Source organism: Pseudomonas putida (assembly GCF_005080685.1).
GTDB lineage: Bacteria > Pseudomonadota > Gammaproteobacteria > Pseudomonadales > Pseudomonadaceae > Aquipseudomonas > Aquipseudomonas putida_V.
Genome location: NZ_CP039371.1, coordinates 5805008 through 5830273, shown reverse-complemented (window position 1 = coordinate 5830273; position 25266 = coordinate 5805008). Strand labels below are relative to the sequence as shown.

The following is a 25266-nucleotide window of genomic DNA, read 5'->3' as shown; positions in this document are numbered from 1 at the left end:
TGCAACACAAAGCGATAGGTAAACAGCGAGAGCGCAGCGATTCGCCTGCCATTGCTCTGGCTTTTGATCTGGCTGTTGATCTTGATCTACCCGCGACCTCAGGAGGCCGAGCGTAGGCGGCTGGAGGGCCAGGTGCGCAGCACCCTTCGGCGTAGCCGAAGGCGCGAGATGTAGACTTGCGGAGCAAGTCGTAGGCCGCGCGGGCCCGCAAGCCGCCGAAGCGAGGGAACCCCGAAGCGCAGCGTAGGGGCCGTATGTGGGAGCAAGCGGTTTTGCGCTCCTTTGTCCAAGAACAAAGGAGCCCGCCGTAAAGGCGGAAGGGGCCAGTAGCGCCGCTACACACAATGGATCAGCTCACGATCTAAATGCCAAGCCAAGCCAAGCCAAGCCAAGCCAAGCCAAGCCAAGCCAAGCCAAGCCAAGCCAAGCCAAGCCAAGCTCCCCGACAATCCGTGAAAAACCATAAAAAAACCCCGGCACCAGGCCGGGGTTTTTCGTGCATGACATCACGCTAGCGCGATCACTCCTGGTTGGCCAGTTTGTGCTCGAGGTAGTGGATGTTCACGCCGCCTTTGCAGAAACCTTCATCACGCACCAGGTCGCGGTGCAGCGGGATGTTGGTCTTGATGCCGTCGACGACGATCTCGTCCAGGGCATTGCGCATGCGCGCCATGGCTTCGTCGCGGTCCTTGCCGTAGGTGATCAGCTTGCCGATCAGCGAGTCGTAGTTCGGCGGAACCGAGTAACCGCTGTACAGGTGCGAATCGACGCGTACGCCATTGCCGCCCGGCGCGTGGAAGTGCTTGACCTTGCCTGGGCTCGGAATGAACTTCTTCGGGTCTTCGGCGTTGATCCGGCACTCCAGCGAGTGACCACGGATGACCACGTCTTCCTGGCGGATCGACAGCTTGTTGCCAGCGGCGATGCTGAGCATCTCCTTGACGATGTCGATACCGGTGACCATTTCCGACACCGGGTGCTCAACCTGCACACGGGTGTTCATCTCGATGAAGTAGAAACGGCCGTTCTCGTACAGGAATTCGAAGGTGCCGGCACCGCGATAGCCGATCTCGATGCACGCGTCCACGCAACGCTTGAAGACTTCCTGGCGGGCCTTCTCGTCGATGCCGGGTGCCGGTGCTTCTTCCAGGACCTTCTGGTGACGACGCTGCAGCGAGCAGTCGCGGTCGCCCAGATGGATGGCGTTGCCTTGGCCGTCGGACAGCACCTGCACTTCCACGTGACGTGGGTTGGTCAGGAACTTCTCCAGGTAGACCATCGGGTTGCCGAAGGCAGCGCCGGCTTCGGTGCGGGTGAGCTTGGCCGAGGCGATCAGGTCCTCTTCCTTGTGCACCACGCGCATGCCGCGACCACCACCGCCACCGGCGGCCTTGATGATCACCGGGTAGCCGACGTCACGGGCGATCGCCAGGGCGACCTCTTCGTCTTCCGGCAGCGGGCCATCGGAGCCTGGTACGGTCGGTACGCCCGACTTGATCATGGCGTCCTTGGCCGAAACCTTGTCGCCCATCAGGCGAATGGTGTCGGCTTTCGGGCCGATGAAGGCGAAACCGGATTTTTCCACCTGTTCGGCGAAGTCGGCGTTTTCCGCGAGGAAACCGTAACCCGGGTGGATGGCGGTGGCACCTGTCACTTCGGCGGCGGCGATGATCGCCGGGATGTGCAGGTAGGAATCCTTGGACGATGCAGGGCCGATGCAGACCGACTCGTCTGCCAGGCCCAGGTGCATCAGTTCACGGTCGGCCGTGGAGTGCACGGCGACGGTCTTGATACCCAGTTCTTTGCAGGCACGCAGGATCCGCAGGGCAATTTCCCCGCGGTTGGCGATCAGGACTTTTTCGAGCTTCCCAGACATCGTTGGCTCTCCGCGATTCAAACGATGGTGAACAGCGGCTGGTCGAACTCAACCGGCTGACCGTCTTCGACCAGGATGGCGTCGATGACACCGCCGACATCGGCTTCGATGTGGTTCATCATCTTCATCGCTTCGACGATGCAGAGGGTGTCGCCTTTCTTCACGCTCTGGCCAACTTCAGCGAAGTTCGGCGAGGTCGGCGAAGGCTTGCGATAGAAGGTACCGACCATTGGCGAACGGATCACGGTGCCTTTCAGGGCCGGGGCGGCGGCAGCGGCTTCGGCGACTGGCGCAGCGGCGACTGGAGCGGCAACAGGCGCGGCGGCTACCGGAGCCGGGGCGAAGTACTGCTGGGCGGCTGGGGTCTTGCTGTGGCGGCTGATACGGACCGACTCTTCGCCTTCCTTGATCTCCAGCTCGTCGATGCCAGACTCTTCCAGCAGTTCGATCAGTTTCTTGACTTTACGGATATCCATTAATCATCAACTCCCAAGGTTCGGTCAGGGGGCGTAATTGAAAACGTGTTCAGAACGTTTCGCTCGAACCTCGGCCCACCTGGGCCAAGGTCTCTAAATCATCAGGGCTGTGCGTTGGCAGCCAGTTGTTCCAGCGCGGATTCCAGGGCCAGGCGATAACCGCTGGCGCCCAGACCGCAGATCACCCCTACGGCAACATCGGAAAAGTAGGAGTGATGACGGAACGGTTCGCGTTTGTGCACGTTGGACAGGTGCACTTCGATGAATGGGATGCTCACCGCAAGCAATGCGTCACGTAATGCGACGCTTGTGTGGGTGAAAGCAGCCGGATTGATCAGGATGAAGTCCACACCCTCGTTGCGTGCTGCGTGGATACGGTCGATCAGCTCGTACTCGGCATTGCTCTGCAAATACTGCAGGTGGTGGCCGGCGGCGCGGGCGCGCTGCTCCAGGTCCTGGTTGATCTGGGCCAGGGTCACGGCGCCGTAGTGGCCCGGTTCGCGGGTACCGAGCAGGTTGAGATTGGGGCCGTGAAGCACCAGTAGGGTTGCCATCTGCGGATTCCTTGGATTTGTAGGGCAATTCGACACAGCGCGGCGAGTGTGCCGTAAAGCGACGGCAAGTGTCCAGTTCCCGGCAATAGCCGGCACGATGACCGAGGTTCGCGCGAAGTATGTGACCAAATGTTTAAATCTGGTCACTCATCTCGCCGTTTCTCCCGGCCCGCGGGAAGTTATAGACCGAGTTTGTCGTGCACGCGCGTGAGAATCTCTGCGAATTCGGCGGCGTTTATCTCGCCAATCACCCGATCGGCGGTCATTTCGCTGCCGTTCGCGGCAAAGAACAACAGCGCGGGCGGCCCGAACAGCTGATAGCGGTCGAGCAGGGCGCGCTGCTCGGCATTGCTCTCGGTGATGTCGAAGCGCAGCAGCTTGAACGCGGTCAACTGTGGTTGCACCTCGGCGGCATTGAGCACTTCGTGTTCGATGACCTTGCAACTGATGCACCAGTCGGCGTACCAGTCGAGCAACACCGGTTGGCCGGCGGCCTTTGCCTCGGCCAGTGCAGCATCGAGGGCGGCAGGGGTGGTGATGGTCTGCCAGGCTCCGGCCTGGGTGGCAGGGCTGGCGACGTTGCTGGCCACGACGGGCGCGGGCAGTGGCGCAGTGGATCGCCTTGGCCGCTGAGGGCCCCGTACCAGCAGGCCAGTGCATACACCAGCAGGGCCAGGCCAAGCAGTTGCGCCAGGCGCTGGCGCGGCGCCTTGGGCACGAACTCCAGCGCCCCGAGGAACAGCGCCACGCCGGCGGCCAGCAGGCCGACCAGCAACAATGTCAGCGGCCCCGGCAGCACGCGGCTGAGCAGGCCGATGGCCAGGCCCAGCAGCAGCACGCCGATGGCGTTTTTCACCGTGTTCAGCCAAGGCCCGCTCTTGGGCAGCCAGGCAGCGCCGCCGGTGGCCACCAGCAGTAGCGGGGCACCCATGCCCAGGCCCAGGGCGAACAGCTTGAGCGCACCGCCCAGGGCATCGCCACTGGCGCTGATGTACAGCAGTGCCCCTGCCAGCGGTGCCGAGACGCACGGCGAAACCAGCAGGCTGGAGAGCACGCCGAGCACTGCCGCGCCCAGCAACGAGCCGCCCTGTGTGCGGTTGGCTACGCGGTCCAGGCGGTTGCTCAGGGCTTGCGGCAACTTGAGTTCGAACAGGCCGAACATCGCCAGTGCGAACACTGCGAAGAACAGCGCGAAGGGCACCAGCACCCAGGCCGACTGCAGTCGCGCCTGCAGGTTGAGGCTGGCGCCGAACATGCCCATCAGCGCGCCGAGCACTGCGAACGAGGCGGCCATTGGCAGCACGTAGGCCAGCGATAGACTCAGCCCGCGCAGGCCTCCGACGGCGCCGCGCAGCACCACGCCGGAGAGAATCGGCAGCATGGGCAGCACGCAAGGGGTGAAGGTCAGGCCGACCCCGGCGAGGAAGAACAGCAGCAGCGATTGCCAGTTCCATACCGCACCCGCGGCGCTCTTGCTGCCACCACCGGTGCCGGGGATGTCCAGTCGCTCGGTCTCCGGGGGGTAGCACAGGCCTTTGTCGGCGCAGCCCTGGTAGCCCACCAGCAGGGTGAAGGCACGGCTGTCGTCGGGTTTGCGCGGTAGCTCGATGTCGACCACGCCGTGGTACACCTCGACGTCGCCGAAGAACTCGTCGTGCTTGGCTTCACCTTTGGGGATGACGGGTGCGCCGAGCGCGATGTCGGCAGGTTCGGTGCGCAAGTTGAAGCGGTGGCGGTACAGGTAATAGCCATCGGTGGCGACGAAGCGCAGCTTGATGGTCTGGGCATCGGCCTGCACCAGGCTCAGCTTGAAGGCCTCGTGGACGGGCAGAAAGTCGGCATCGTTGGCCAGCGATGCCGCGCCGAGGGTGGCACTTGGGCGGTTGTCGAGCAGGCCCGTGGCGAAGGCGGGGCTGGCCAGCAGCAGGAACAGCAGGAAAAACAGGCGGCGCATGGCGAACTCGCGAGGTGGAACGTGCCGGGCATGATAACGGAGTTGACGGTGCTTGGCAGGGGGCCGGAGCGCGGGGCGACACATGGCCGCTGGCGGGAGGTTGCCTGTGCCGGCCCTTTCGCGGGACAAGCCCGCTCCCACAGGTACACCGCCAACTTCAGCAACGATGGAAGTCCTGTGGGAGCGGGCTTGTCCCGCGAAAGGGCCGGCTCAGACAAACGTTCAAACCCTGAAAGCCCGCACTGCCCGACTCAGTTCACCCCCAAGGCTCAGCAGTTGCTCCCCTTGCTCACGCCCCTCGCCTATGCGCTGCAGGTTGTCCTCCCCCAGCACATGAATCCGCTCACTGTGCCCGTGGATCTCGCTCACCGCCCCGGATTGCTGGGCCGTGACATCGGCGATGCGCACGGCGGTGTCGGAAATCGTGCGGATCGCACTGACGATTTCATCCAACGCGCCATCGGCCGCCTGGGCCTGGCCGGCGGTGGCCTCGGCATGTTCGAGCTGGGCGCGCATGCCGGTCACCGATTCCCGCGCGGCCTGCTGCAGGCGATCGATCAGCGCCTGGATCTCGCCCGTGGCGCCCGTGGTGCGCTGGGCCAGCGAGCGCACTTCGTCGGCCACCACGGCGAAGCCCCGGCCCATCTCGCCGGCGCGCGCCGCCTCGATGGCGGCATTCAACGCCAGCAGGTTGGTCTGCTCGGCAATCGAGCGGATCACGGTCAGCACGCCTCCGATGGTCGCCGATTCCTCGGCCAGTTGCTCGATCATGCGGGCGTTGCCCTGCACCTCATCGACCAGTTCGCGCAATCCGGACAGGCTCTGGCCGATCACTGTCTGCCCCTGTTCCACGGCGCGCCCGGCATCGCGGCTGGCATCCGCGGCGGCGCTGGCGTCGCCGGCCACCTGCTGGATGGTCGCCTCGAGTTCACCCAGGGCATCGCGGATCTGCCCGGTGTCGCCAGCCTGGCGTTCGGCGCCGTCGTGCAGCGCTGCGCTCATGCCGGCCAGGGCATGGCTGCTGCCCGCGACCTGCTCGGCGTTGTGGCGGATGGTGCCGACCAGTTCCACCAGGTACTGGCGCAGGCGGTTGAGCGAGTCCTGGATGTCATGCAATTCGCGGTTGGTCCGGCCCAGGGCGATGGGGGCGGCGAAGTCGCCTTCGGCCCAACGCGACAGGGCTGGCGCCAGGCTGGTGAGGGTCCGCGCCAGGCGGCGTTGGAGGGTGTCGACGAGCAGGGCGATGAGCAGGATCAGGCCGATCATCAGCCCCTGCATGAGGCGCACTTCGCTCGCGATCTGCGCATGCTGGGCGCGGACCTCCGGCTCAAGGGCGGCGATGGCCTGGCGCACGGCTTCGAGCCGCTGGTTGGTGCTGGCAGCCAGCACGGTACGGCGCTCGATCTGTTCGCGAGTGCGCTGCAGTTCGGCGGGGTAGCGCGTGAGCAGGCTCTGCAATTCGCGCTTGAGGCCCACCGCCACGTCTTCCTGCTGGGCGCTGGCTTCGGTCTGCAGGCCCATCATCGATGCGAAATCGTCGGCGTTGGACTCGGTGGCGCGGGTCACCCCCAGTAGCGGCAGGCCCTCGATGACCATGGCCTGGGCGCGGATCAGCTGCAGTTCGCGCTCGACTTCCTCGGCCAGCTCGGCGCGGCCGCTGCTGACCAGCTTGTCGCGTGCCAGCGACAGGCGGCCCAGATGGGCCGTGGCATCGAGCAGCGGCGGCAGGTAGCGGTTGGCCTCGGGGCCGCCACTGTCGCGGGCGTAGCCGGCCAGTTGCTCGAAGTTCGCCCCCAGCTCGCGTTCGGCCTGCAGCAGCAGTGCTTGCGGGTCACCGGCCAGCTTGCCGGCTGCCAGCAATTCGTTGGCAGTGAATGCCTGCAGGCTGTCCAGGCTTGGCTTGAGCTTGCTCGCCAACGCCTCGGGCCACTCGGTCAGCGAAGCCTTGAGTTGCTGGTTGGCGTCGACTGCCGCGGCATGGCGCAGGGCATCGCCACTGCCCAGGTAGGCCTGGATGTTGTGCGCCGAGCCGTTCTGGAACTGCTGCGAAAGGCCCAGGTAGCGCTCCATCAACTGGTAGGGACGCTCCAGTGCCCGCTGCGACCACCACAGCGTCATGCCCAGGGCGATACACACGGTCACAAGCAATAGGGTATTGAGGTTGGTCAGCCACTTCAGGCGCATAGCCACGCACTTCCTGCCAGGGGATGGAGGTAGGTGCCTGAAGTTATTGCGGTTTTGTGACCAGGTGATGACGACCCGGGGCTGGCGCCCTAAAAAAGTAGCAATGTGCCTCTATCGCTGCGCGACACCGCGTCGCTGCGATATTGCACGCTGTAGCAGTTGGTCGCTTATACCTATGGCGGTGTCTGCTTTATAGTGCTGCGCTACGGGCATGCCATGGCACCCTGGCACAGGCCTGTGGTCCAAGCCCCTGAACCGTCGTGACTGAAATTAAGGACAAAGCCATGCTGGACTGGAAAAACCGCGAGGCCAAAGCCGAGCCGCGCGAGCGCGTCGATGGCCGTGGCGCAGCCGCCCGTAGCTATCTTGGTGGTCTCTGGAGCCGTGCGCTGGGCACCCTCATCGGCCTGTACCTGCTGGTGTGCATCGGCCTGGGCTGGTACTGGAGCGAAGAGCCCGACCTGTTCCCGGTGCAGCAGAATGCCCAGGCCGCAGCCGAGCGCAACGGCCAGCAGATGGTGGTGGGCTATACCACCATCGAGACCCTCAAGACAGTCGCCGACACCCTGCTGACCAAGCCGGGCGGCTACATCTCCAACGACCGATTCCCGCCAGGCATCTGGATGGACAACATGCCAAGCTGGGAGTACGGCGTGCTGGTGCAGGTACGCGACCTGTCGCGAGCCCTGCGCAAGGACTTCGCCCGTTCCCAGTCGCAGTCCACCGAGGATGCCGACCTGGCCAAGGCCGAGCCGCGCTTCAACTTCGACAACAAGAGCTGGATCCTGCCGTCGAGCGAGTCGGAATTCGAAGAAGGCATCAAGTCGCTGAGCCGCTACCAGTCGCGTCTTGCCGCTGGCGACAAGGGGGCGATCTTCTACACCCGTGCCGACAACCTGAACAACTGGTTGGGTGACGTGGCCACCCGCCTGGGCTCGCTGTCCCAGCGCCTGTCGGCCAGCGTTGGCCGGGTCAAGCTCAATACCACGCTCAAGACCGAATCGGTGGTCGCAGGCCAGGCGCCGCAGGTGGACGAGCAACTGGTCGAAACCCCATGGCTGCAGATCGACAACGTGTTCTACGAGGCCCGTGGCCAGGCCTGGGCGCTGTCGCACCTGTTGCGTGCCATCGAAGTCGACTTCGCCGATGTACTGGCCAAGAAGAACGCGACGGTCAGCGTGCGCCAGATCATCCGTGAGCTGGAGGCGTCCCAGGAGCCGCTGTGGAGCCCGATGGTCCTCAATGGCAGCGGCTTCGGCATGTGGGCCAACCACTCGCTGGTGATGGCCAACTATATTTCGCGCGCCAACGCCGCGGTCATCGACCTGCGCCAGCTGCTGTCGCAAGGTTGAGCATGACCATCGATCCCGCCGAGGCCGCTCACCGGGCGGCTTCGGATCGCGAGCTGGTGGCCTGGGTGGACGAGGCCGACCAGGTGCTCGGCGCGCTGCCCAGGGCGGAACTGCGCGAGCGTGGGCTGATCGGCCGATGTACGTTCATCCTGCTGTTCAACGGCGCGGGCGAGCTGTGTGTGCACCGGCGTACCTTGAGCAAGGCGCTGTATCCGGGTTACTGGGATGTAGCGGCTGGCGGCATGGTGGCGGCCGGCGAGGCCTACAGCGACTCGGCGCGGCGCGAGCTTGCCGAAGAGCTGGGGATCGAAGGCGTCGAGCTGCGCTTTCATGAGCGGTTCTACTTCGATCAGCCGGATAACCGCTTGTGGTGCGCGGTGTATTCGGCAGTGTCGGATGCGCCTTTGCGCCTGCAACCCGAAGAAGTGATCGAGGCGCGGTTCGTCAGCTTGGCGCAGGCTGAGCGCGAGAGCCTGGAAAAACCGTATTGTCCCGACTCGTTGGCGGCGTTGCAGCGGTACAAGGCCAGCCTCGGGTGACGGCAGGGACCGCTTTGCGGTCCTTTCGCGGCGCAAGGCCGCCCCCACAAGACCCGCGTCGCTTGCAGTGGGAGCGGCCTTGCGTCGCGAAAAGGCTGCAGAGCAGCCTCCGAGCCTGCGTGGGGTCGCAAAACATTCGCAAAATGGCGCATTCCAGTACTTAGCAATCGCACCAATTACCGTTACACTGCGCGGCCTTTTCGGGCTGTCGCACGTTGTGTGGCAGTAGCGCCGCCCCTGCCAGAGTGGGGCTTCGCGGTCGGCACCCGCCGACCAGTTTTTGTCCTCAGCACAGAGGATCAAAAGTGGCCAAGAAAGCTTCTTCCTTCGCCGCCCTTGGCGGTCTCGTTTACTCCACCGATTCAGGTCGGCACTGCCCCGATTGTGGCCAGCCGGTGGATGCCTGCATCTGCAAGCAGCAGGTCATCCCCGAAGGCGACGGCATCGCCCGCGTACGTCGCGAGAGCAAGGGCCGTGGCGGCAAGACCGTGACCACCGTCACCGGTGTGCCGCTGCCCCTCGACCAGCTCAAGGCGCTGGCCGGCACGCTCAAGCGTCGCTGCGGTACCGGTGGCGCCCTGAAAGAGGGCGTGATCGAGATCCAGGGCGACCATGTCGAACTGTTGATCGGCGAGCTGACCAAGCAGGGTTTCAAGGCGAAGAAGTCCGGCGGCTGAAGCTGTCCGCGCGTTTTCGCCCAGCACTTTCTAAACTCGTTCCCGTGGGCAAGGTCTATGACTGCACACGGATGAATCGTCATTTTCAGCTTTTACACTGCGCCCGCCACCGTGCCGGGGGCAGTGTCTTCGACTTATTCATGGGGGACTTGAATGTCCGTACGACGCACACGCAAAGATGATGGCAGCCAGTGGACCGTGGCCGACAGCCGCAGTGTTTATGGTATCCGCCATTGGGGCGCTGGTTATTTCGCCATCAATGAAGCCGGGCGCGTCGAAGTGCGCCCCAATGGCCCAGACAGTGCCCCCATCGACCTCTTCGAGCAGGTCGACCAACTGCGTCAGAGCGGCCTTTCGCTGCCGTTGCTGGTGCGCTTCCCGGATATCCTGCAGGACCGCGTGCGCCAGTTGACCGGGGCGTTCGATGCCAACATCGCCCGCCTGGAATACCAGAGCCAGTACACCGCGTTGTACCCGATCAAGGTCAACCAGCAGGAAGCGGTGGTGGAGAACATCATCGCCACGCAGAACGTGTCGATCGGCCTGGAGGCCGGTTCCAAGCCGGAACTGCTGGCGGTGCTGGCGCTGGCGCCCAAGGGCGGTACCATCGTCTGCAACGGTTACAAGGACCGTGAGTTCATTCGCCTGGCGCTGATGGGCCAGAAGCTCGGCCACAACGTGTTCATTGTCATCGAGAAGGAGTCCGAGGTCGCCCTGGTGATCGAGGAGGCCGCCGAACTCAAGGTCAAGCCGCAGGTCGGCCTGCGCGTTCGCCTGTCGTCGTTGGCCTCGAGCAAGTGGGCCGACACCGGGGGTGAAAAATCCAAGTTCGGCCTTTCGGCTGCCCAGTTGATTTCCGTGGTCCAGCGTTTCCGTGATGCAGGGCTGGATCAGGGCATCCGCCTGCTGCACTTCCACATGGGCTCGCAGATCGCCAACTTGGCTGACTACCAGCACGGTTTCAAGGAAGCCATCCGTTACTACGGCGAGCTGCGTGCGTTGGGCCTGCCGGTCGATCACATCGACGTCGGCGGCGGCCTGGGCGTGGACTACGACGGCACCCATTCGCGTAACGCCAGCTCGATCAACTACGACATGGACGACTATGCCGGCGTGGTGGTGGGGATGCTCAAGGAGTTCTGCGACGCGCAGGGCCTGCCGCATCCGCACATCTTCTCGGAAAGTGGCCGTTCGCTGACCGCGCACCACGCGATGTTGGTGATCCAGGTGACCGACGTCGAGAAGCACAACGACGAAGTGCCGACCATCGAGAACAAGGAGGCCCTGCCGCAAACCGTGCAATGGCTGGTCGACCTGCTGGGCCCGACCGACATCGAGATGGTCACCGAGACCTACTGGCGTGCCACCCATTACCTGGGCGACGTAGCGGCGCAGTATGCCGATGGCAAGATCACCCTGGCCGAGAAGGCCCTGGCCGAGCAGTGCTACTTCGCCGTCTGCCGTCGCCTGCACAATTCGCTGAAGGCCCGCCAGCGTTCGCACCGCCAGGTACTGGACGAGCTCAACGACAAGCTCGCCGACAAGTACATCTGCAATTTCTCGGTGTTCCAGAGCCTGCCTGATACCTGGGCCATCGGCCAGGTGCTGCCGATCATCCCGCTGCACCGCCTGGACGAGGAGCCGCTGCGCCGCGCTGTGCTGCAGGACCTGACCTGCGACTCCGACGGCAAGATCAACCAGTACGTCGACGAGCAGAGCATCGAGACCAGCATGCCGGTGCATGCGGTCAAGGAGGGCGAGGACTATTTGCTTGGTGTGTTCCTGGTCGGCGCCTACCAGGAGATTCTCGGCGACATGCATAACCTGTTCGGTGACACCGACTCGGTGAACATCTACCAGAACGCCGATGGCAGCGTGTACCACGCGGGTATCGAGACCCACGACACCATCGAGGACATGCTGCGCTACGTGCACCTGTCGCCCGAGGAGCTGATGACTCACTACCGCGACAAGGTTGCCAGCGCCAAGATCAGCGCCCGCGAGCGGACCCAGTTCCTCGACGCGCTGCGCCTGGGCCTGACCCGTTCGTCCTACCTGTCGTCCTGACCGCCAGGGCCGCTCCTGCTCTTTCTGTGGGAGCGGCCTTGCGTCGCGATAAGAGGGCGCAGCCCTCACCTGAGTCACACACGGTAATCATCTCTTATCTTCGAGCAAGATCTGGCCGTGTACTTTTGAATGCAATGTTCAAGGGAGAGCGACATGGACGGTCCCAGTTCCCATCTACTGCGACGAGGCCGCTGGTCCGAGCCAGGGCGCCTTTATCTCGTGACCACCGCCACTCGGAATCGCACCCCTCTGTTCAACGATTTTCGATTGGCGAGGGCCGTCGTTCAGCAACTGCGAACAAGCGAAGAAAACAGGATGTGCAAATCACTGGCCTGGGTTCTGATGCCTGACCATCTGCATTGGTTAATCGAGTTGGGTAATGTCGGTCTGAGCGATTTGATGTGCGCATTCAAATCGCGAAGCAGTTGCGCGCTGTATCGAGCCGGGGTTGATCGACGCCATATCTGGCAGCCCGGTTTTCATGATCGTGCATTGCGGCGAGAGGAAGATATCAAGGCTGTGGCGCGGTATATCATTGCCAACCCCATCCGAGCCGGGCTGGTTAGTCGTGCAAGCGAGTATCCGCATTGGGATTGCATGTGGCTTTAGTTGGGCAGGTGAGGGCTGCGCCCTCATATCGCGATACAAGGCTGCTCCCACAAAGCCCTGCGTACGCCGATCGAAGTGGGAGCGGCCTTGTGTCGCGATAGGGCCGCAAGGCGGCCCCAGCATTATTGAATCCAGAGCCCTTTCTGCTGCAACCGCCACCCAATCCCCCCAGCGTCACCGCCCGCAATCCTGCTGTAGTTGGGCAGGTGAGGGCTGCGCCCTCATATCGCGACACAAGGCCGCTCCCACAAAGTCCTGCGTACACCGTTCGAGGTGGGAGCGGCCTTGCGTCGCGATAGGGCCGCAAGGCGGCCCCAGCATTATTGAATCCAGAGCCCTTTCTGTTGCAACCGCCACCCAATCCCCCCAGCGTCACCGCCCGCAATCCTGCTGTAGTTGGGCAGGTGAGGGCTGCGCCCTCATATCGCGATACAAGGCTGCTCCCACAAAGCCCTGCGTACGCCGATCGAAGTGGGAGCGGCCTTGCGTCGCGATAGGGCCGCAAGGCGGCCCCAGCATTATTGAATCCAGAGCCCTTTCTGCTGCAACCGCCACCCAACCCACCCCAGCGTCACCGCCCGCAATCCCATGAAGCCGAGAAACGCCAACCACAGCCCATGGTTGCCGAATCCGCTCATCAGCCATGCCACGGGCAGGGCGATCAGCACCGATACCAGCATCGCATTGCGCATCTCCCGCGCCCGGGTGGCGCCGATGAACAAGCCATCCAACAGGTAGCTCCACACCGCAACCAACGGCAGCACGGCCAGGTACGGCAGGTACGGGTAGGCCGCTGCGCGCACGCTGTCGATGTCGGTTTGCAGGTCGATGAACAGGTGCCCGGCGAGCAGGAACAGGCCGGCGAAGCCGAGGCTGGTGATCAGCGACCAGCCCCCGGCGACCACCAGCGAGCGGCGCAAGGTCGTGCGCTCGCCCGCACCGATGGCATGGCCGCACAGCGCCTCGACGGCATGCGCCAGGCCGTCGAGGGCATAGGCGGTAAGCAGCAGGCCGTTGAGCAGCAGGGCATTGGCCGCCACCGTCGCTTCGCCCAGCCGCGCACCCTGTACGGTGATGGCCAGGAACACCAACTGCAGCGCCAGGCTGCGCAGGAAGATATCGCGGTTCACCGCCAGCAGGGGGCGCCAGGCCTGCCAGCGCTTGAGCGCCGCCCAGGCGATGCGCCCGGGGTAGGCGCGCAGCGCCGGGCGAGTCAGGGCCAGGCCCAGCAAGGCGGCGCTCCACTCGGCAATCACCGATGCCCGTGCCGAACCCAACACGCCCCAGTCCAGCCCCAGCACGAACCAGAGGTTGAGCGCGATGTTCAGCAGGTTGGTGGTCAGCAGGATCGCCAGCGGCGCCCGCGCGTTCTGCGTGCCGAGGAACCAACCGACCAGGGCGTAGCTGGCCAGCGCCGCCGGCAGGCCGAGCAGGCGCGTATGGAAGAAGGCCTCGGTGGATTGCTGCAGCGCTGCGCTTGGCTGCATGGCCTGCAGGGCCAACTGGCTGAAGGGCAGGGCGAGCAGGCCAATCAGCAGGCCCAGGCCGGCCGCTAGCAGCAACCCTTGCGCCAACACCTGGCGCAGCGCCGCACCATCGGCGCGCCCGGCCGCCTGGGCGGCGAATCCGGTCGAGCCCATGCGCAGGAACCCGAGCAGGCCGACCATGAAGGTGAACAAGGTAGCACCCACGGCCACGGCGCCCAGCTGGTGGGCATGGGGCAGGTGGCCGATGACGGTGCTGTCGACCAGGGCCACCATTGGCACTGAGATGTTGGACAGGATCATCGGCGCGGCCAGTGCCCAGACCCTGCGGTGGGTAGGGCGGTCGCGCCAGTCGGTTAACACGGACATGGTCGTTCCTGATTCGAGGCAGGCCGCATTGTAACGGCCCGGCAACCAAAGCGTGCGAACACTGTCTCATTCGTCGGCCAGGCGCAGGTATCGCGCCGGTCGTTACGTTATAGTTGCTGACCTCATCGTTACGCTGCCCAAGAGTTCCTACTCCATGTTCAACAAAGGATTGTTGCTGGCCTGCGCGCTGGCCTTGCTCAGTGCATGTGACTCCTCCACCCCCGATACACCGACGCCGGCTGAAAAACCAGCCGCCAGTGCCCCCGCTGCGGCCCCAGCGCCCAAGCGCGAGGATCCGGCGGTGCTCGCCAAGCGCTACGAGGGTCGCGAACTCACCGTGCTGGATGTCTCGGAAGTGCAGGTCGACGGAGCCAGTGCCCTGTCCATCAGCTTCTCCGCACCGCTCGAGGCCGACCAGGATTTCGCCAGCCGCGTGCATCTGGTGGACACCGTCAAAGGCAAGCTCGACGGCGCCTGGGAGCTGTCCGACAACCAGATGGAGCTGCGCTTGCGCCACCTGGAGCCGCAGCGCAAGCTGGTGCTGACCGTCGACAAGGGCCTGCGCGCGGTCAACGGCCTGCAGCTGGCCAATGAATCGGTCAGCCGCCTGGAGACCCGCGACATGCAACCGACCGTTGGCTTCGCCAGCCGTGGCTCGTTGCTGCCTACGCGCCTGGCCGAAGGCCTGCCGGTCATCGCCCTGAACGTCGCCAAGGTCGATGTCGAGTTCTTCCGGGTCAAGCCGGAAATGCTCTCGACCTTCCTCGCCAACTGGGGGCGCAACAGCAGCCTGTACTACTACCAGTCGAAAGAGACGCTGAACATGGCCGACCTGGTCTACAGCGGCCGCTTCGACCTCAACCCGGCGCGCAACACCCGCGAGACCGTGCTACTGCCGATCGCCGGCATCAAGCCGCTGCAGGAGCCCGGCGTGTACCTGGCGGTGATGCGAGCCTCGGGCACCTACGATTACTCGCAGCCCGCCACGCTGTTCACCCTGAGCGATATCGGCGTCTCCGCTCACCGCTACCGCGATCGCCTCGACGTGTTCGCCCAGGCCCTGGAAGGCGGCAAGGCGCTCAAGGACGTCAAGCTCGAACTGCACGATGACAAGGGCAAGCTGCTGGCCCAGGCCAGCACCGATGGCGCCGGCCATGCACAACTGCCGATCACCGCCAAGGCCGATACGCTGATCGCCACCCAGGGCGTGCATACCACGCTGCTGCGCCTGAACACCGCAGCCCTGGACCTGGCCGAGTTCGACATCACCGGCCCCCAGGCCAACCCGTTGCAGTTCTTCATCTTCGGCCCGCGCGACCTCTATCGCCCCGGCGAGACGGTGTTGCTCAATGGCCTGCTGCGCGACCAGGACGGCAAGCCGGTCAAGGCCCAGCCGGTCAATGTGGAAGTGCGCCGCCCCGATGAGCAGGTGAGCCGCAAGTTCGTCTGGGAAGCCGATGCCAATGGCCTGTTCCAGTACCAGTTGCAACTGGCCGGTGAGGCCCCGACCGGGCGCTGGCAATTGCTGCTCGACCTGGGCGGTGGGCGCAAGCAGGTATACGAATTCCTGGTCGAGGACTTCCTGCCTGAGCGCCTGGCCCTGGAACTCAAGGGCAGCGCCAAGCCGCTGTCGCCAGAGCAGAATGCCCGCATCCAGGTCAATGGCCGCTACCTCTACGGCGCCCCGGCCGCTGGCAACCGCCTGAGCGGGCAGGCCTACGTACGACCGCTTCGCGAAGCGGTAGCGGCCCTGCCGGGCTACCAGTTCGGTGCGGTCACCGAGACCGACCTGAACCAGGACCTGGAACTGGACGAAGTCACCCTCGACCAGGCCGGCAAAGCCGTGCTGGATATCGAAAGCCGTTGGACCGAAGCCCGCTCGCCATTGCAACTGACCGTGCAGGCCAGCCTGCAGGAGTCCGGTGGCCGGCCGATCACCCGTCGCCTCGAGCAGCCGATCTGGCCCGCCGAGCGCCTGCCTGGCCTGCGTGGCCTGTTCGATGGTGACGAAACCGACAGTGACGGCCCGGTGGAATTCGAGTTTCTGGTAGCCGACCGTGAAGGGCACAAGCTCGCCGCCGACGAACTCAAGGTGCGGCTGGTGCGCGAGCGCCGCGACTACTACTGGAACTACTCCGACAGCGACGGCTGGAGCTACAACTACAACGAGAAATTCCTCACCCAGAGCGAGCAGACGGTCAGCGTCAAGGCCGGCTCCACTGCCAAGCTCACCTTCCCCGTCGAGTGGGGCCCTTACAGGGTCGAGGTCGAAGACCCGCAGACCGGGCTGGTGTCCAGTGAACGCTTCTGGGCCGGCTACCGCGCCCAGGACAATGCCGAGGGTGGCGCGGTACGCCCCGACCAGGTCAAGCTGGCGCTGGACAAGCCGGCCTACGCCGATGGCGCCAGCGCCAAGGTCACCGTGACCCCGCCAGCGGCCGGCAGCGGCTACCTGATGGTCGAGTCCAGCGATGGCCCGCTGTGGTGGCAGGAAATCGACGTGCCGGCCGAGGGCAAGACCTTCGACGTGCAGTTGGACAAGCAATGGGCCCGTCACGACCTGTACATCAGCGCCCTGGTGATCCGCCCAGGCGAGCGCAAGGCCAATGCCACGCCCAAGCGCGCCGTGGGCGTGCTGCACCTGCCGCTGGCACGTGCCGAGCGCAAGCTCGCGCTGAGCCTGCAGGCACCGGAGAAGATGCGTCCCAAGCAACCGCTGACGGTCCGTTTCAAGGCCGCCAACGCCGATGGCAGCATTCCCAAGCAGGTGCATGTGCTGCTGTCCGCCGTCGACGTGGGCATCCTCAACATCACCGACTTCAAGACGCCCGACCCGTTCGCCAGCCTGTTCGGGCGCAAGGCCTACGGCGCCGACCAACTGGACATCTACGGCCAATTGATCGAAGCCGGCCAGGGCCGCCTGGCCAGCCTGGCGTTCGGTGGTGACGCGGCGATGGCCAAGGGCGGCAAGCGGCCCAACACCACGGTGACCATCGTCGCCCAGCAAAGCCTGCCGGTGACCCTGAACGAGCAGGGCGAAGGCGAGGCGACGGTCGCCATCCCCGACTTCAACGGCGAGCTGCGGCTGATGGCCCAGGCCTGGACCGACGAGCACTTCGGCATGGCCGAGGGCAAGACCGTGGTGGCCGCACCGTTGATCGCCGAGCTGTCGGCGCCGCGCTTCCTCGCTGGCGGCGACCAGACCAACCTGGCGCTGGACCTGGCCAATCTGTCTGGCCGCGCTCAGCAACTCAACGTCGAGATCAGCACCGATGGCCAATTGAGCCTGGTCACCAGCGCCCAGCAGAATGTCGCCCTGGCCGAGGGCCAGCGCAGCACGTTGATGATTCCGGTGCAGGCCCAGGGTGGCCTGGGGCAGGGCAAGGTGCACGTGCGCGTCACCGGCCTGCAACTGCCTGGCGAGCCCGCCAATGCCTTCGAGCGTGAGTGGACCCTGGGCGTGCGCCCCGCCTATCCGGCGATGCTCAAGCACTACCGCGTGGCCCTCAAGGACCAGCCGTGGACCCTGCCCGAGGGCGACCTGGCCGCCTTCGAGCCTGCAGGCCTGGAAGCCAGCCTGGCACTCTCGAGCCGCCCGCCGCTGAACCTGGCCGAGCAGATTCGTGCCCTGGAAGCCTACCCGTATGGCTGCCTGGAGCAGACCACCAGCGGCCTGTACCCGTCGTTGTACGCCGATGCCGAAAGCCTCAAGCGCCTAGGGATCAAGGGCGAGCCGACCGAGGTGCGCAAACGCAAGATGGAAATGGGCATCGAGCACCTGCTGGGGATGCAGCGCTACAACGGTAGCTTCGGTCTGTGGAGTTCGGACAGCGAGGAGGAATACTGGCTGACCGCCTATGTCACCGACTTCCTGCTGCGCGCCCGTGACCAGGGTTATGGCGTACCCGCCGAAGCCTTGAAGAAGGCCAACGAGCGCCTGTTGCGTTACCTGCAGGAGCGTAACCTGATCGAGGTCGATTACAGCGAGAATGCCGAGCACACCCGCTTCGCCGTGCAGGCGTATGCGGCGCTGGTACTTGCGCGTAGCCAGCAGGCACCGCTGGGCGCCTTGCGCAGCCTGTTCGAGCGCCGTGCCGATGCGCGCTCCGGCCTGCCGCTGGTGCAACTGGCGGTAGCGCTGGACAAGATGGGCGACAAGCCGCGTTCGCAGCAGGCCCTGCAGGCCGGGCTGGGCATTGGCCGCAGCAAGGGTTGGATGGCCGACTACGGCAGCAGCCTGCGTGACCAGGCGCTGATTCTGGCGCTGTTGCAGGAGAACGACTTGGCCAGCGGCCAGGTCGACCAGCGGCTGTTCGCGCTCTCCGACGAACTGGCGGCCAATCGCTGGCTGTCGACCCAGGAACGCAATGCACTCTACCTGGCCGGCCGTGGCTTGCTCGGTAAGCCGGAAGGCCAGTGGCAGGCGCGCCTGGACAGCGCCGGCGAGGTGCGTGAGCTGAACAATGCCGAGTCCGGGATGAAACTCGAGGGGCCACTGCTGGCTTCCCCGCTGAGCGTACAGAACGAAGGCAGCGAGACCCTCTACCAGCAACTGACGTTGTCGGGATACCCGCGCCAGGCGCCTGCCGCCATGGGTAACGGCATGGAGATCCGCCGCGAATACCTGGGCATGAATGGCCAGGCGCTGGACCTGCACAACCTGCGCAGCGGCGACCTGGTACTGGTACACCTGGCGCTCAAGTCGCAGGACCGGGTGCCCGATGCGCTGGTGGTCGACCTGCTGCCGGCCGGCCTGGAGCTGGAGAACCAGAACCTGGCGCAGAGCGCGGCCAGCCTGGACAACGCCAGCAGCGCGGTGAAGCAGTGGCGCGAGTCGATGCAGAACGCCAGCGTGGTGCACCAGGAGTACCGGGACGATCGTTACGTCGCGGCGCTCAAGCTCGACGGCTATGGCACCACCCACTTGCTGTACCTGGCCCGTGCGGTGACACCTGGCACTTACCGCGTGCCGCCGCCGCAGGTCGAGTCGATGTACAGGCCGAACCTGCAGGCCGTGGGCGATGGGCAGGGAGAGATGACGGTCAAGGCCCGCTAGGGGGCGCGGGCCACCTTGTAGGAGCGGCCTTGTGCCGCGAAAGGGCTGCGCAGCAGCCCCAACGATAGCGGCACCACCGCTTAAACCTCGGGGCTGCTGCGCAGCCCTTTCGCGGCGCAAGGCCGCTCCTACACACAGCCGCGTCACGTAAGCTTCAGTGAATGACCCAGCTCATCACCCACAGCCCCAGCACCAGCCAGATGATCCCGGCGATGACCGAGGCACGCATGAAGGCGCGGATGGCCGAGTACAGCAGCAACAGGCCGATGACCAGGGCCAGGATGCTGACCAGCGAGGTGTCCATGCCCAGCGTGCGTGCCAGGCCATCGATGAAATTGCCCCCGGCATTGGCCAGCAGGTTGAACAACCCGCTCAAGACATCGACGATGAAGCGAATCAACGACCCCAGCGCCTGGCCAAGCCACTCGAAAAAACCTTCTACATGCATAGTTGCTTCCTGATAGACGAATCGGCGCGGTTGCCGCTTCCAAGCCTTTGGCCATCACCTGGCCGGGTCGGTTCCCGATGCCAAGCCCGATGCCTAGCTTAGCCCGGCCGCGCACCCGCATGGCAAGGGGGGGGCGCAACATGGCGTTAGGCATCGTGCTGATGCTCGGGCTGCTGTGGCTGGCCGACCGGCTGTGGCCGTTGCCAATGCCTGCCGACGACCTGGCGCGGGTGGTGCTCGCCGAAGACGGCACGCCGCTGTGGCGATTCGCCGACACCGACGGGGTATGGCGCTATCCGGTCAGCCCCGACGAAGTCTCGCCGTTGTACCTGCAAGCGCTGCTGACCTATGAAGATCGTTGGTTCTACAGTCACCCTGGGGTCAACCCGCTGGCCCTGGCACGTGCGGCCTGGCTCAACCTGCGTGGCGGGCGCGTGGTGTCCGGAGGCAGCACGCTGTCGATGCAGGTGGCGCGTCTGCTCGACCCACACGACCGGACCTTGGCCGGCAAGCTGCGCCAGCTGTGGCGCACGGCGCAACTGGAGTGGCACCTGTCCAAGCGCGAAATCCTCCAGTTGTACCTCAACCGCGCCCCCTTCGGCGGTACCTTGCAGGGTGTGGCAGCGGCAAGCTGGGCTTATCTGGGCAAGTCGCCGCAGCACCTCACTCCAGCCGAAGCCGCCTTGCTCGCGGTACTGCCCCAGGCGCCCAGCCGCCTGCGCCCCGATCGCCACCCCGAACGCGCCCAGCGAGCCCGTGACAAGGTGCTGCAACGCCTGGACGAATACCAGGTCTGGCCGGCCCGGCAGATCGCCGAGGCCCGCGAAGAACCCTTGCTCCTGGCCCCGCGCCAGGAGCCGGCACTCGCGCCACTGCTGGCACGCCGCTTGAACACGCCTGGCAGCCCGCCGTTGATCCGCACCACCCTGGACGCTTCGTTGCAGCGGCGCCTGGAAGACTTGCTGCTGGGCTGGCGGGCGCGCCTGCCCGACCGCACCTCGGCGGCGATCCTGGTGGTCGATGCGCAGAGCATGGCGGTGCGCGCCTACCTGGGCTCGGTCGATCTTGCCGATGAACGCCGCTTTGGCCATGTCGACATGGTGCGTTCGCTGCGCTCGCCGGGCTCGACCCTCAAGCCGTTTCTCTATGGCCTGGCCATGGACGATGGGCTGATCCACTCCGAGTCGCTGTTGCAGGATGTGCCACGACGTTATGGCGACTACCGTCCCGGCAACTTCTCGATGGGGTTCAGCGGCCCGGTGTCAGCCAGCTCGGCGCTGGCACTGTCGCTCAACCTGCCGGCGGTGCAGTTGCTCGAAGCCTACGGGCCGAAACGCTTCGCCGCGCAGTTACGCATGGCCGGTGTGCCCCTGGCGCTGCCGCCACTGGCCGAGCCCAACCTGTCGTTGATCCTCGGTGGCGCTGGCAGCCGCCTGGAAGACCTGGTCGGCGGCTACGCGGCGCTGGCCCGGGGCGGGCACAGTGCACGGGTACGCTTGCAGCCGCAGGACCCGTTGCTGGAACGACGTCTGATGTCGCCGGGAGCGGCGTGGATCATCCGGCGTATCCTCAGTGGCCAGGCGCGGCCTGACCGCGATCCGCACGCCGAGCTGGTGCAACGTGCGCAACTGGCCTGGAAGACCGGCACCAGCTACGGCTTTCGCGATGCCTGGTCGATCGGCGTGGGCCCGCGCTACCTGATCGGCGTGTGGATCGGGCGCCCCGACGGCACCCCCGTGCCGGGCCAGTTCGGCCTGGCTTCCGCCGCCCCGCTGATGCTCCAGGTGCACGACCTGCTGAGCAACCGCGACAGCCAGCGCGGCCTGAGTGCGCCCGTGGAGCAGGTGCCTGCCAGCGTCGGCGTGGCAGCGATCTGCTGGCCGCTGGGGATGCCGATGAATCGCCAGGATCCCAACTGCAGGCGCCAGCGCTTCGCCTGGACCCTCGACGGCACCACGCCGCCGACCTTGCAGGCGGCCGACCAGCCGCTGGGGCTGGGCTTGCACGAGCGGGTCTGGGTCGATGCCCAGGGGCTGCGGGTCGATGGCAGTTGCCCTGGTGCCACGGCACGCGATATCGCCCTCTGGCCGGCCCCGCTGGAACCTTGGTTGCCCCGTGGTGAACGACGGGCGGCGAGACTGCCGGCGGTGGCCGCCAACTGCCCACCCCAAGGCTCGCCGAGCGCGCCGCCGCTATCGATCGTCGGCGTGCGCCCTGGTGACAACCTGCGTCGCCCGGCACAGAGCAGCGAGCCGCTGCAGGTGTATGTGTCGGCCCTGGGCGGCGCTGGCCGGCGTTGGTGGTTCCTCAATGGGCAGCCGCTCGGCGAGACCGAGGCCCAGGGCAACCTGCTGGTGCGCTTCGAAACCACCGGCCAGGTCGAGCTCAGCGCCCTCGACGAGAGTGGCGAGACTGCGCGGGTGGCGTTCCAGGTCGAGTGACGCACAACGGTTGCAGGTCGACGCCCCCTGGTCGCTCGCCTAGGCTTGTGCTTGCAGACTGCGGCACGGATCGGGCGAGCAGGGAGTATCCGCATGCGTCAGTGGGTGGTGACCTGGTTGGCCCTGTGCTCGGCCTGCGCAGCGGGCGCCGCGCCGCTGCCCGGCTTCCTGACCGGCAGCGCCGATGAAAGCCTGCTGCCCGCAAGCAACCTGCCCATCGACGCCTACCGACCCATCGGCGCCGGGCAGTTGCTGCTGGTCGATGGCACGCACCCGCGTCCGGCACTGGACCTCAACGCCCGTGTGCACCTGCGCAAGGTGCGCTTCGAAGGCGGCACGGTCTATCCGTTGAGCGACCTTCGCGAGCACTTCCAGCCCCTGATCGGCCAGGACGTGACCCTGGGGCAGTTGGTCGACTACGCCGACCGCCTGACCCTGCGCTACCAGCAGGACGGCTACCTGCTTTCGCATGCCTACCTGGTGCCCCAGGACCTGGCCGATGGCCGGGTCAGTGTGGTGTTGGTGGAAGGGTATGTGAGCGACTGCGAGGTCCACGGCGATATCGGCCCGGCGAAGGCCTATCTTGAGCAATTGCTGGCAAAGCTCAAGGCCGAACGCCCGCTGACGCGTCAGTCGTTCGAGCGCTACATCGGCCTGATCGAGCGCATTCCCGGTGTGTCGTTGCAGGCCCAGGCGTTGCAGCCAGGTGCCAACGAGCAGGCCATGCACCTGGTGCTGCAGGTGACGCGCAAGCCCATTGGCGCCGCCATCACGTTCGCCGATGGTAGCCGCGACAGCCCGCAGGCGCTGCTGCGTGTCGCCAGCCAGGCGCAAACGCGCTTCGCCGAGCGGTTGAGCGCTGCGGTGCTGCTGCCGCCAGGAGAGGACCAAGCGCACTACTGGCGCCTGGACTACGGGCAGTTCGTCGATGGCGAGGGCAGCCAGGTATTGGCTTCGGCGATGCGTTATCGCAACGATTCGACCACCCGCATTCGCCTGGGTCACGGCGGCTACATGAGCCGCAACCGGGACAACGAGCGTTACAGCGTGGGCATCAGCCAGCCGTTGATCGCGACGGCGGACGAATGGCTGGATGCCGTGGCGCGGTTCGAGGTCGGAACCGATCGTAGCGATACCCAGATGGCGCATGGCGGTCAGCATCTTCGTGATGAGACGGACCTGCGCGTGCTGTCGTTCGAAGCCGATTGGCGCAAGGTCGAAGACGGGCGATTGCGCCTGGTCAGCGGCAGTGTCCATCAGGGCCTCGATCAATTCGGTGCCCGCAGCGATGGCGAGGCGGACCTGGACTTCCTGCGCCTGCACCTGGCGGGCGTGCAAAGCGATGACTGGCCTGGCAATTGGCAGGGCGTGCTGTCGGGCGCCTTTTACTGGAGCGATTATCACGTGCCGGACAGTGAGCGTGCGCCCTTCGGCGGGCAGAACTTCGGTCGCGGATACCCCAGTGACCAGGCCGCGGGCGACAAGGGCTGGGGGCTGGCTTACGAAATCAACTACCGGCTACGGCGCGAGGGCGCCTGGTTCAGCACCGTGCAACCCTACGCAGTACTCGACAGCGCCCGCGCATGGTTCAACCGTGGCGGCATCGAAGATGCGCGTCTGGGTTCCTTGGCCATGGGATTGCGCGCCGGGGATGGCAAGGCCTACAGCCTGGCTCTGGAGCTGGCCAAGCCGCTTGCGGACATCGCCCTGGACAGCCTCGACCGCCGCCCGCGGCTGACCTTGAGCGTCAGCCTGCAGCTCTAGCGGCAGCCTGCAAGGGCCGACTAATGGGTGGTGAAGCGTTGGTGCACTGGCGACGAACTGGGGGTGAGGGCCAGCGCCAGCTGGGTGCGGTTGTGCATGTGGGTCAGGCGCAAGACCTGGGACACGTAGAGTTTGACGGTATTTTCGGTGATGCCCAGCTCGCAGGCGATCTGGTAGTTGGTCTTGCCCTTGCCGACCAGGCGCGCCACTTCGAGTTGGCGAGGGGAGAGTTTCTCGAAGGCGGCGGGCAACTCGCTCTCGCCTTCCTCGACCTCGCCGGCACGGCGGTGCACGCCTTGGCCGCGCGCCTTTTCCAGGTCCTGGTAGAGGTCGTCGATGGACTCGGCGAGGTCCTGCAGGCGCTGGTTGAGGCCGCCCAGATCCTGGAAATTGTTCATACGTTCACGCAGCGCTTGTTCCTGGCGGCGTACGCCTGCGAGCAGCTCGTCCAGGTCCATCGGTTTCTGGTAATAGTCGGCAAAGCCTTCGCGCAGGGCACGGACCACGTCCTGCTTCTCGGCCCGGCCGGTGAGCATGATGGCTTCGAAGATGCGTTGGCGCCCGGCAATCTCCTTGAGCGCGCGGACCAGCTCGATGCCATCGCGCTCTGGCATGTGCAGGTCGCACAGCACCAGGCCGATGCTGTCATCGGCGCGATAGCATTCGATGGCCTGGTCGGTGGAATAGGCCGGGACGCATGGATGGCCCTGGCTTTCGAGAAACTCGCATAACTGCTCGACGATCAGAGGCTGGTCATCGACGACGAGGACCTTTACCTCACTCAATGGCTTGTTCACGGTCAACTCCCTGTTCCGTACCCTGTCCGACTCCAACTACCGTGCTTGACATGTTGGCAGCTAAAAAATAGTCGCACCTGGCGATTATGTACAACTTCTGTACAAGAGATCCGACCACAGGGAGGCTCATTGGATCCATACAGCTGTCAGTAGAAAGCCAACCAGCACGTAAGGTACGAACGCCTGCTTGTCGCCCAACTGCTCGGTCAGGGCCTGCAGGCGCTTCTTGATCTTGGGGTTGAGCAGCGTCCACAGCCGCCTGCGCCCAAGCAGCCAGAACACCACGGTGATACCCGCGCCGATGAACGTGCCGAGCACGTATTGCGGGCTGGTGGCCAACGCCAGGGCGCCCATCAGCTTGACGTCGTCGGCGCCGAAGCGGCCAAGCATGTAGCCGGGCAGGGTCAGCAGCATGACGATCGCCAGTGCCCAGCCGGCGTCGCTGGCGTCGGCGCCGATCCAGCTGTGGCCGGTGGCGAACAGCCAGACCAGTGCACAACCGGCCACGCCCAGTGTCAGCAAGTCGGAAATCTGCCGTTCGCGGATATCTTGTTCAGTGCACAAGGCAAGCCACATCAGAAGAACAATGCTTTGCATTGGCCAATTGCATCCCTATTCG

General features: G+C 65.3%; 16 protein-coding genes and 1 pseudogene. 8 read left to right on the top strand and 9 right to left on the bottom strand.

Annotated features, from left to right (window positions below; all coding sequences use genetic code 11):
* Positions 1–520 precede the first annotated feature (520 nt).
* From accC to E6B08_RS27055, 5 genes and pseudogenes are all read right to left on the bottom strand, one after another.
* Entirely contained in the window at positions 521–1876 is a 1356-nt protein-coding gene (gene accC, locus E6B08_RS27075) for an acetyl-CoA carboxylase biotin carboxylase subunit (RefSeq protein WP_070090425.1), read from the bottom strand.
* Between the two features lie 17 nt (positions 1877–1893).
* On the bottom strand, positions 1894–2352 hold the full coding sequence (gene accB / locus E6B08_RS27070; RefSeq protein WP_136916772.1) for an acetyl-CoA carboxylase biotin carboxyl carrier protein: 459 nt from the start codon (positions 2350–2352) through the stop codon (positions 1894–1896).
* 101 nt (positions 2353–2453) lie between these two features.
* On the bottom strand, positions 2454–2906 hold the full coding sequence (gene aroQ, locus E6B08_RS27065; RefSeq protein ID WP_008093086.1) for a type II 3-dehydroquinate dehydratase: 453 nt from the start codon (positions 2904–2906) through the stop codon (positions 2454–2456).
* Between the two features lie 179 nt (positions 2907–3085).
* Positions 3086–4860, bottom strand: a pseudogene (locus E6B08_RS27060) (protein-disulfide reductase DsbD).
* A gap of 222 nt (positions 4861–5082) precedes the next feature.
* Positions 5083–7044, bottom strand: a complete 1962-nt coding sequence (locus tag E6B08_RS27055; RefSeq protein WP_136916771.1) for a methyl-accepting chemotaxis protein — start codon at positions 7042–7044, stop codon at positions 5083–5085.
* Between the two features lie 284 nt (positions 7045–7328).
* Here E6B08_RS27055 and E6B08_RS27050 point away from each other — a divergent pair, with 284 nt between their 5' ends.
* The 5 genes from E6B08_RS27050 to E6B08_RS27030 all read left to right on the top strand — a co-directional run bounded on the left by E6B08_RS27050 (position 7329) and on the right by E6B08_RS27030 (position 12288).
* Positions 7329–8396 (top strand): DUF2333 family protein, encoded by a 1068-nt coding sequence (locus tag E6B08_RS27050; protein ID WP_136916770.1) that lies wholly within the window; start codon positions 7329–7331, stop codon positions 8394–8396.
* Between the two features lie 2 nt (positions 8397–8398).
* Positions 8399–8935, top strand: coding sequence for an NUDIX hydrolase (locus tag E6B08_RS27045; RefSeq protein ID WP_136916769.1), 537 nt, complete (start codon positions 8399–8401; stop codon positions 8933–8935).
* 305 nt (positions 8936–9240) lie between these two features.
* Positions 9241–9612, top strand: coding sequence for a translation initiation factor Sui1 (locus E6B08_RS27040; protein WP_136916768.1), 372 nt, complete (start codon positions 9241–9243; stop codon positions 9610–9612).
* Between the two features lie 153 nt (positions 9613–9765).
* Positions 9766–11679: an arginine decarboxylase gene (speA, locus tag E6B08_RS27035; protein ID WP_136916767.1), complete on the top strand. Its 1914-nt coding sequence runs from the start codon at positions 9766–9768 to the stop codon at positions 11677–11679.
* Between the two features lie 153 nt (positions 11680–11832).
* Positions 11833–12288, top strand: coding sequence for an REP-associated tyrosine transposase (locus tag E6B08_RS27030; protein ID WP_136916766.1), 456 nt, complete (start codon positions 11833–11835; stop codon positions 12286–12288).
* Positions 12289–12806: 518 nt separating this feature from the next.
* Here E6B08_RS27030 and E6B08_RS27025 read toward each other — a convergent pair.
* Positions 12807–14141: an MATE family efflux transporter gene (locus E6B08_RS27025; RefSeq protein ID WP_136916765.1), complete on the bottom strand. Its 1335-nt coding sequence runs from the start codon at positions 14139–14141 to the stop codon at positions 12807–12809.
* 154 nt (positions 14142–14295) lie between these two features.
* Here E6B08_RS27025 and E6B08_RS27020 point away from each other — a divergent pair, with 154 nt between their 5' ends.
* Positions 14296–19197 (top strand): alpha-2-macroglobulin family protein, encoded by a 4902-nt coding sequence (locus E6B08_RS27020; RefSeq protein ID WP_136916764.1) that lies wholly within the window; start codon positions 14296–14298, stop codon positions 19195–19197.
* A 154-nt stretch (positions 19198–19351) separates the two neighbouring features.
* Here E6B08_RS27020 and E6B08_RS27015 read toward each other — a convergent pair whose 3' ends face one another.
* Positions 19352–19645 carry a hypothetical protein gene (locus tag E6B08_RS27015; RefSeq protein ID WP_136916763.1) on the bottom strand — a complete coding sequence of 98 codons (294 nt, stop codon included), beginning with the start codon at positions 19643–19645 and terminating at the stop codon, positions 19352–19354.
* Between the two features lie 89 nt (positions 19646–19734).
* Here E6B08_RS27015 and pbpC point away from each other — a divergent pair, with 89 nt between their 5' ends.
* Both pbpC and E6B08_RS27005 read left to right on the top strand, forming a co-directional pair.
* On the top strand, positions 19735–22086 hold the full coding sequence (gene pbpC, locus E6B08_RS27010) for a peptidoglycan glycosyltransferase PbpC (RefSeq protein ID WP_136916762.1): 2352 nt from the start codon (positions 19735–19737) through the stop codon (positions 22084–22086).
* A 93-nt stretch (positions 22087–22179) separates the two neighbouring features.
* Positions 22180–23850 (top strand): ShlB/FhaC/HecB family hemolysin secretion/activation protein, encoded by a 1671-nt coding sequence (locus E6B08_RS27005; protein WP_136916761.1) that lies wholly within the window; start codon positions 22180–22182, stop codon positions 23848–23850.
* A gap of 20 nt (positions 23851–23870) precedes the next feature.
* Here E6B08_RS27005 and E6B08_RS27000 read toward each other — a convergent pair whose 3' ends face one another.
* Positions 23871–24647 carry a response regulator transcription factor gene (locus tag E6B08_RS27000; protein ID WP_136916760.1) on the bottom strand — a complete coding sequence of 259 codons (777 nt, stop codon included), beginning with the start codon at positions 24645–24647 and terminating at the stop codon, positions 23871–23873.
* Positions 24648–24773: 126 nt separating this feature from the next.
* Positions 24774–25244, bottom strand: a complete 471-nt coding sequence (locus tag E6B08_RS26995; protein ID WP_136916759.1) for an A24 family peptidase — start codon at positions 25242–25244, stop codon at positions 24774–24776.
* Between the last annotated feature and the right edge of the window lie 22 nt (positions 25245–25266).

What these genes read in the sequence shown, in the direction of transcription:
- E6B08_RS27030 (WP_136916766.1), top strand. Translation starts at nt 11,833, where the DNA reads ATGGACGGTCCCAGTTCCCATCTACTGCGACGAGGCCGCTGGTCCGAG.
- E6B08_RS26995 (WP_136916759.1), bottom strand. Translation starts at nt 25,244, where the DNA reads ATGCAAAGCATTGTTCTTCTGATGTGGCTTGCCTTGTGCACTGAACAA.
- E6B08_RS27045 (WP_136916769.1), top strand. Translation starts at nt 8,399, where the DNA reads ATGACCATCGATCCCGCCGAGGCCGCTCACCGGGCGGCTTCGGATCGC.
- E6B08_RS27055 (WP_136916771.1), bottom strand. Translation starts at nt 7,044, where the DNA reads ATGCGCCTGAAGTGGCTGACCAACCTCAATACCCTATTGCTTGTGACC.
- aroQ (WP_008093086.1), bottom strand. Translation starts at nt 2,906, where the DNA reads ATGGCAACCCTACTGGTGCTTCACGGCCCCAATCTCAACCTGCTCGGT.
- accB (WP_136916772.1), bottom strand. Translation starts at nt 2,352, where the DNA reads ATGGATATCCGTAAAGTCAAGAAACTGATCGAACTGCTGGAAGAGTCT.
- accC (WP_070090425.1), bottom strand. Translation starts at nt 1,876, where the DNA reads ATGTCTGGGAAGCTCGAAAAAGTCCTGATCGCCAACCGCGGGGAAATT.
- E6B08_RS27020 (WP_136916764.1), top strand. Translation starts at nt 14,296, where the DNA reads ATGTTCAACAAAGGATTGTTGCTGGCCTGCGCGCTGGCCTTGCTCAGT.
- E6B08_RS27050 (WP_136916770.1), top strand. Translation starts at nt 7,329, where the DNA reads ATGCTGGACTGGAAAAACCGCGAGGCCAAAGCCGAGCCGCGCGAGCGC.
- pbpC (WP_136916762.1), top strand. Translation starts at nt 19,735, where the DNA reads ATGCCTAGCTTAGCCCGGCCGCGCACCCGCATGGCAAGGGGGGGGCGC.
- speA (WP_136916767.1), top strand. Translation starts at nt 9,766, where the DNA reads ATGTCCGTACGACGCACACGCAAAGATGATGGCAGCCAGTGGACCGTG.
- E6B08_RS27025 (WP_136916765.1), bottom strand. Translation starts at nt 14,141, where the DNA reads ATGTCCGTGTTAACCGACTGGCGCGACCGCCCTACCCACCGCAGGGTC.
- E6B08_RS27015 (WP_136916763.1), bottom strand. Translation starts at nt 19,645, where the DNA reads ATGCATGTAGAAGGTTTTTTCGAGTGGCTTGGCCAGGCGCTGGGGTCG.
- E6B08_RS27005 (WP_136916761.1), top strand. Translation starts at nt 22,180, where the DNA reads ATGCGTCAGTGGGTGGTGACCTGGTTGGCCCTGTGCTCGGCCTGCGCA.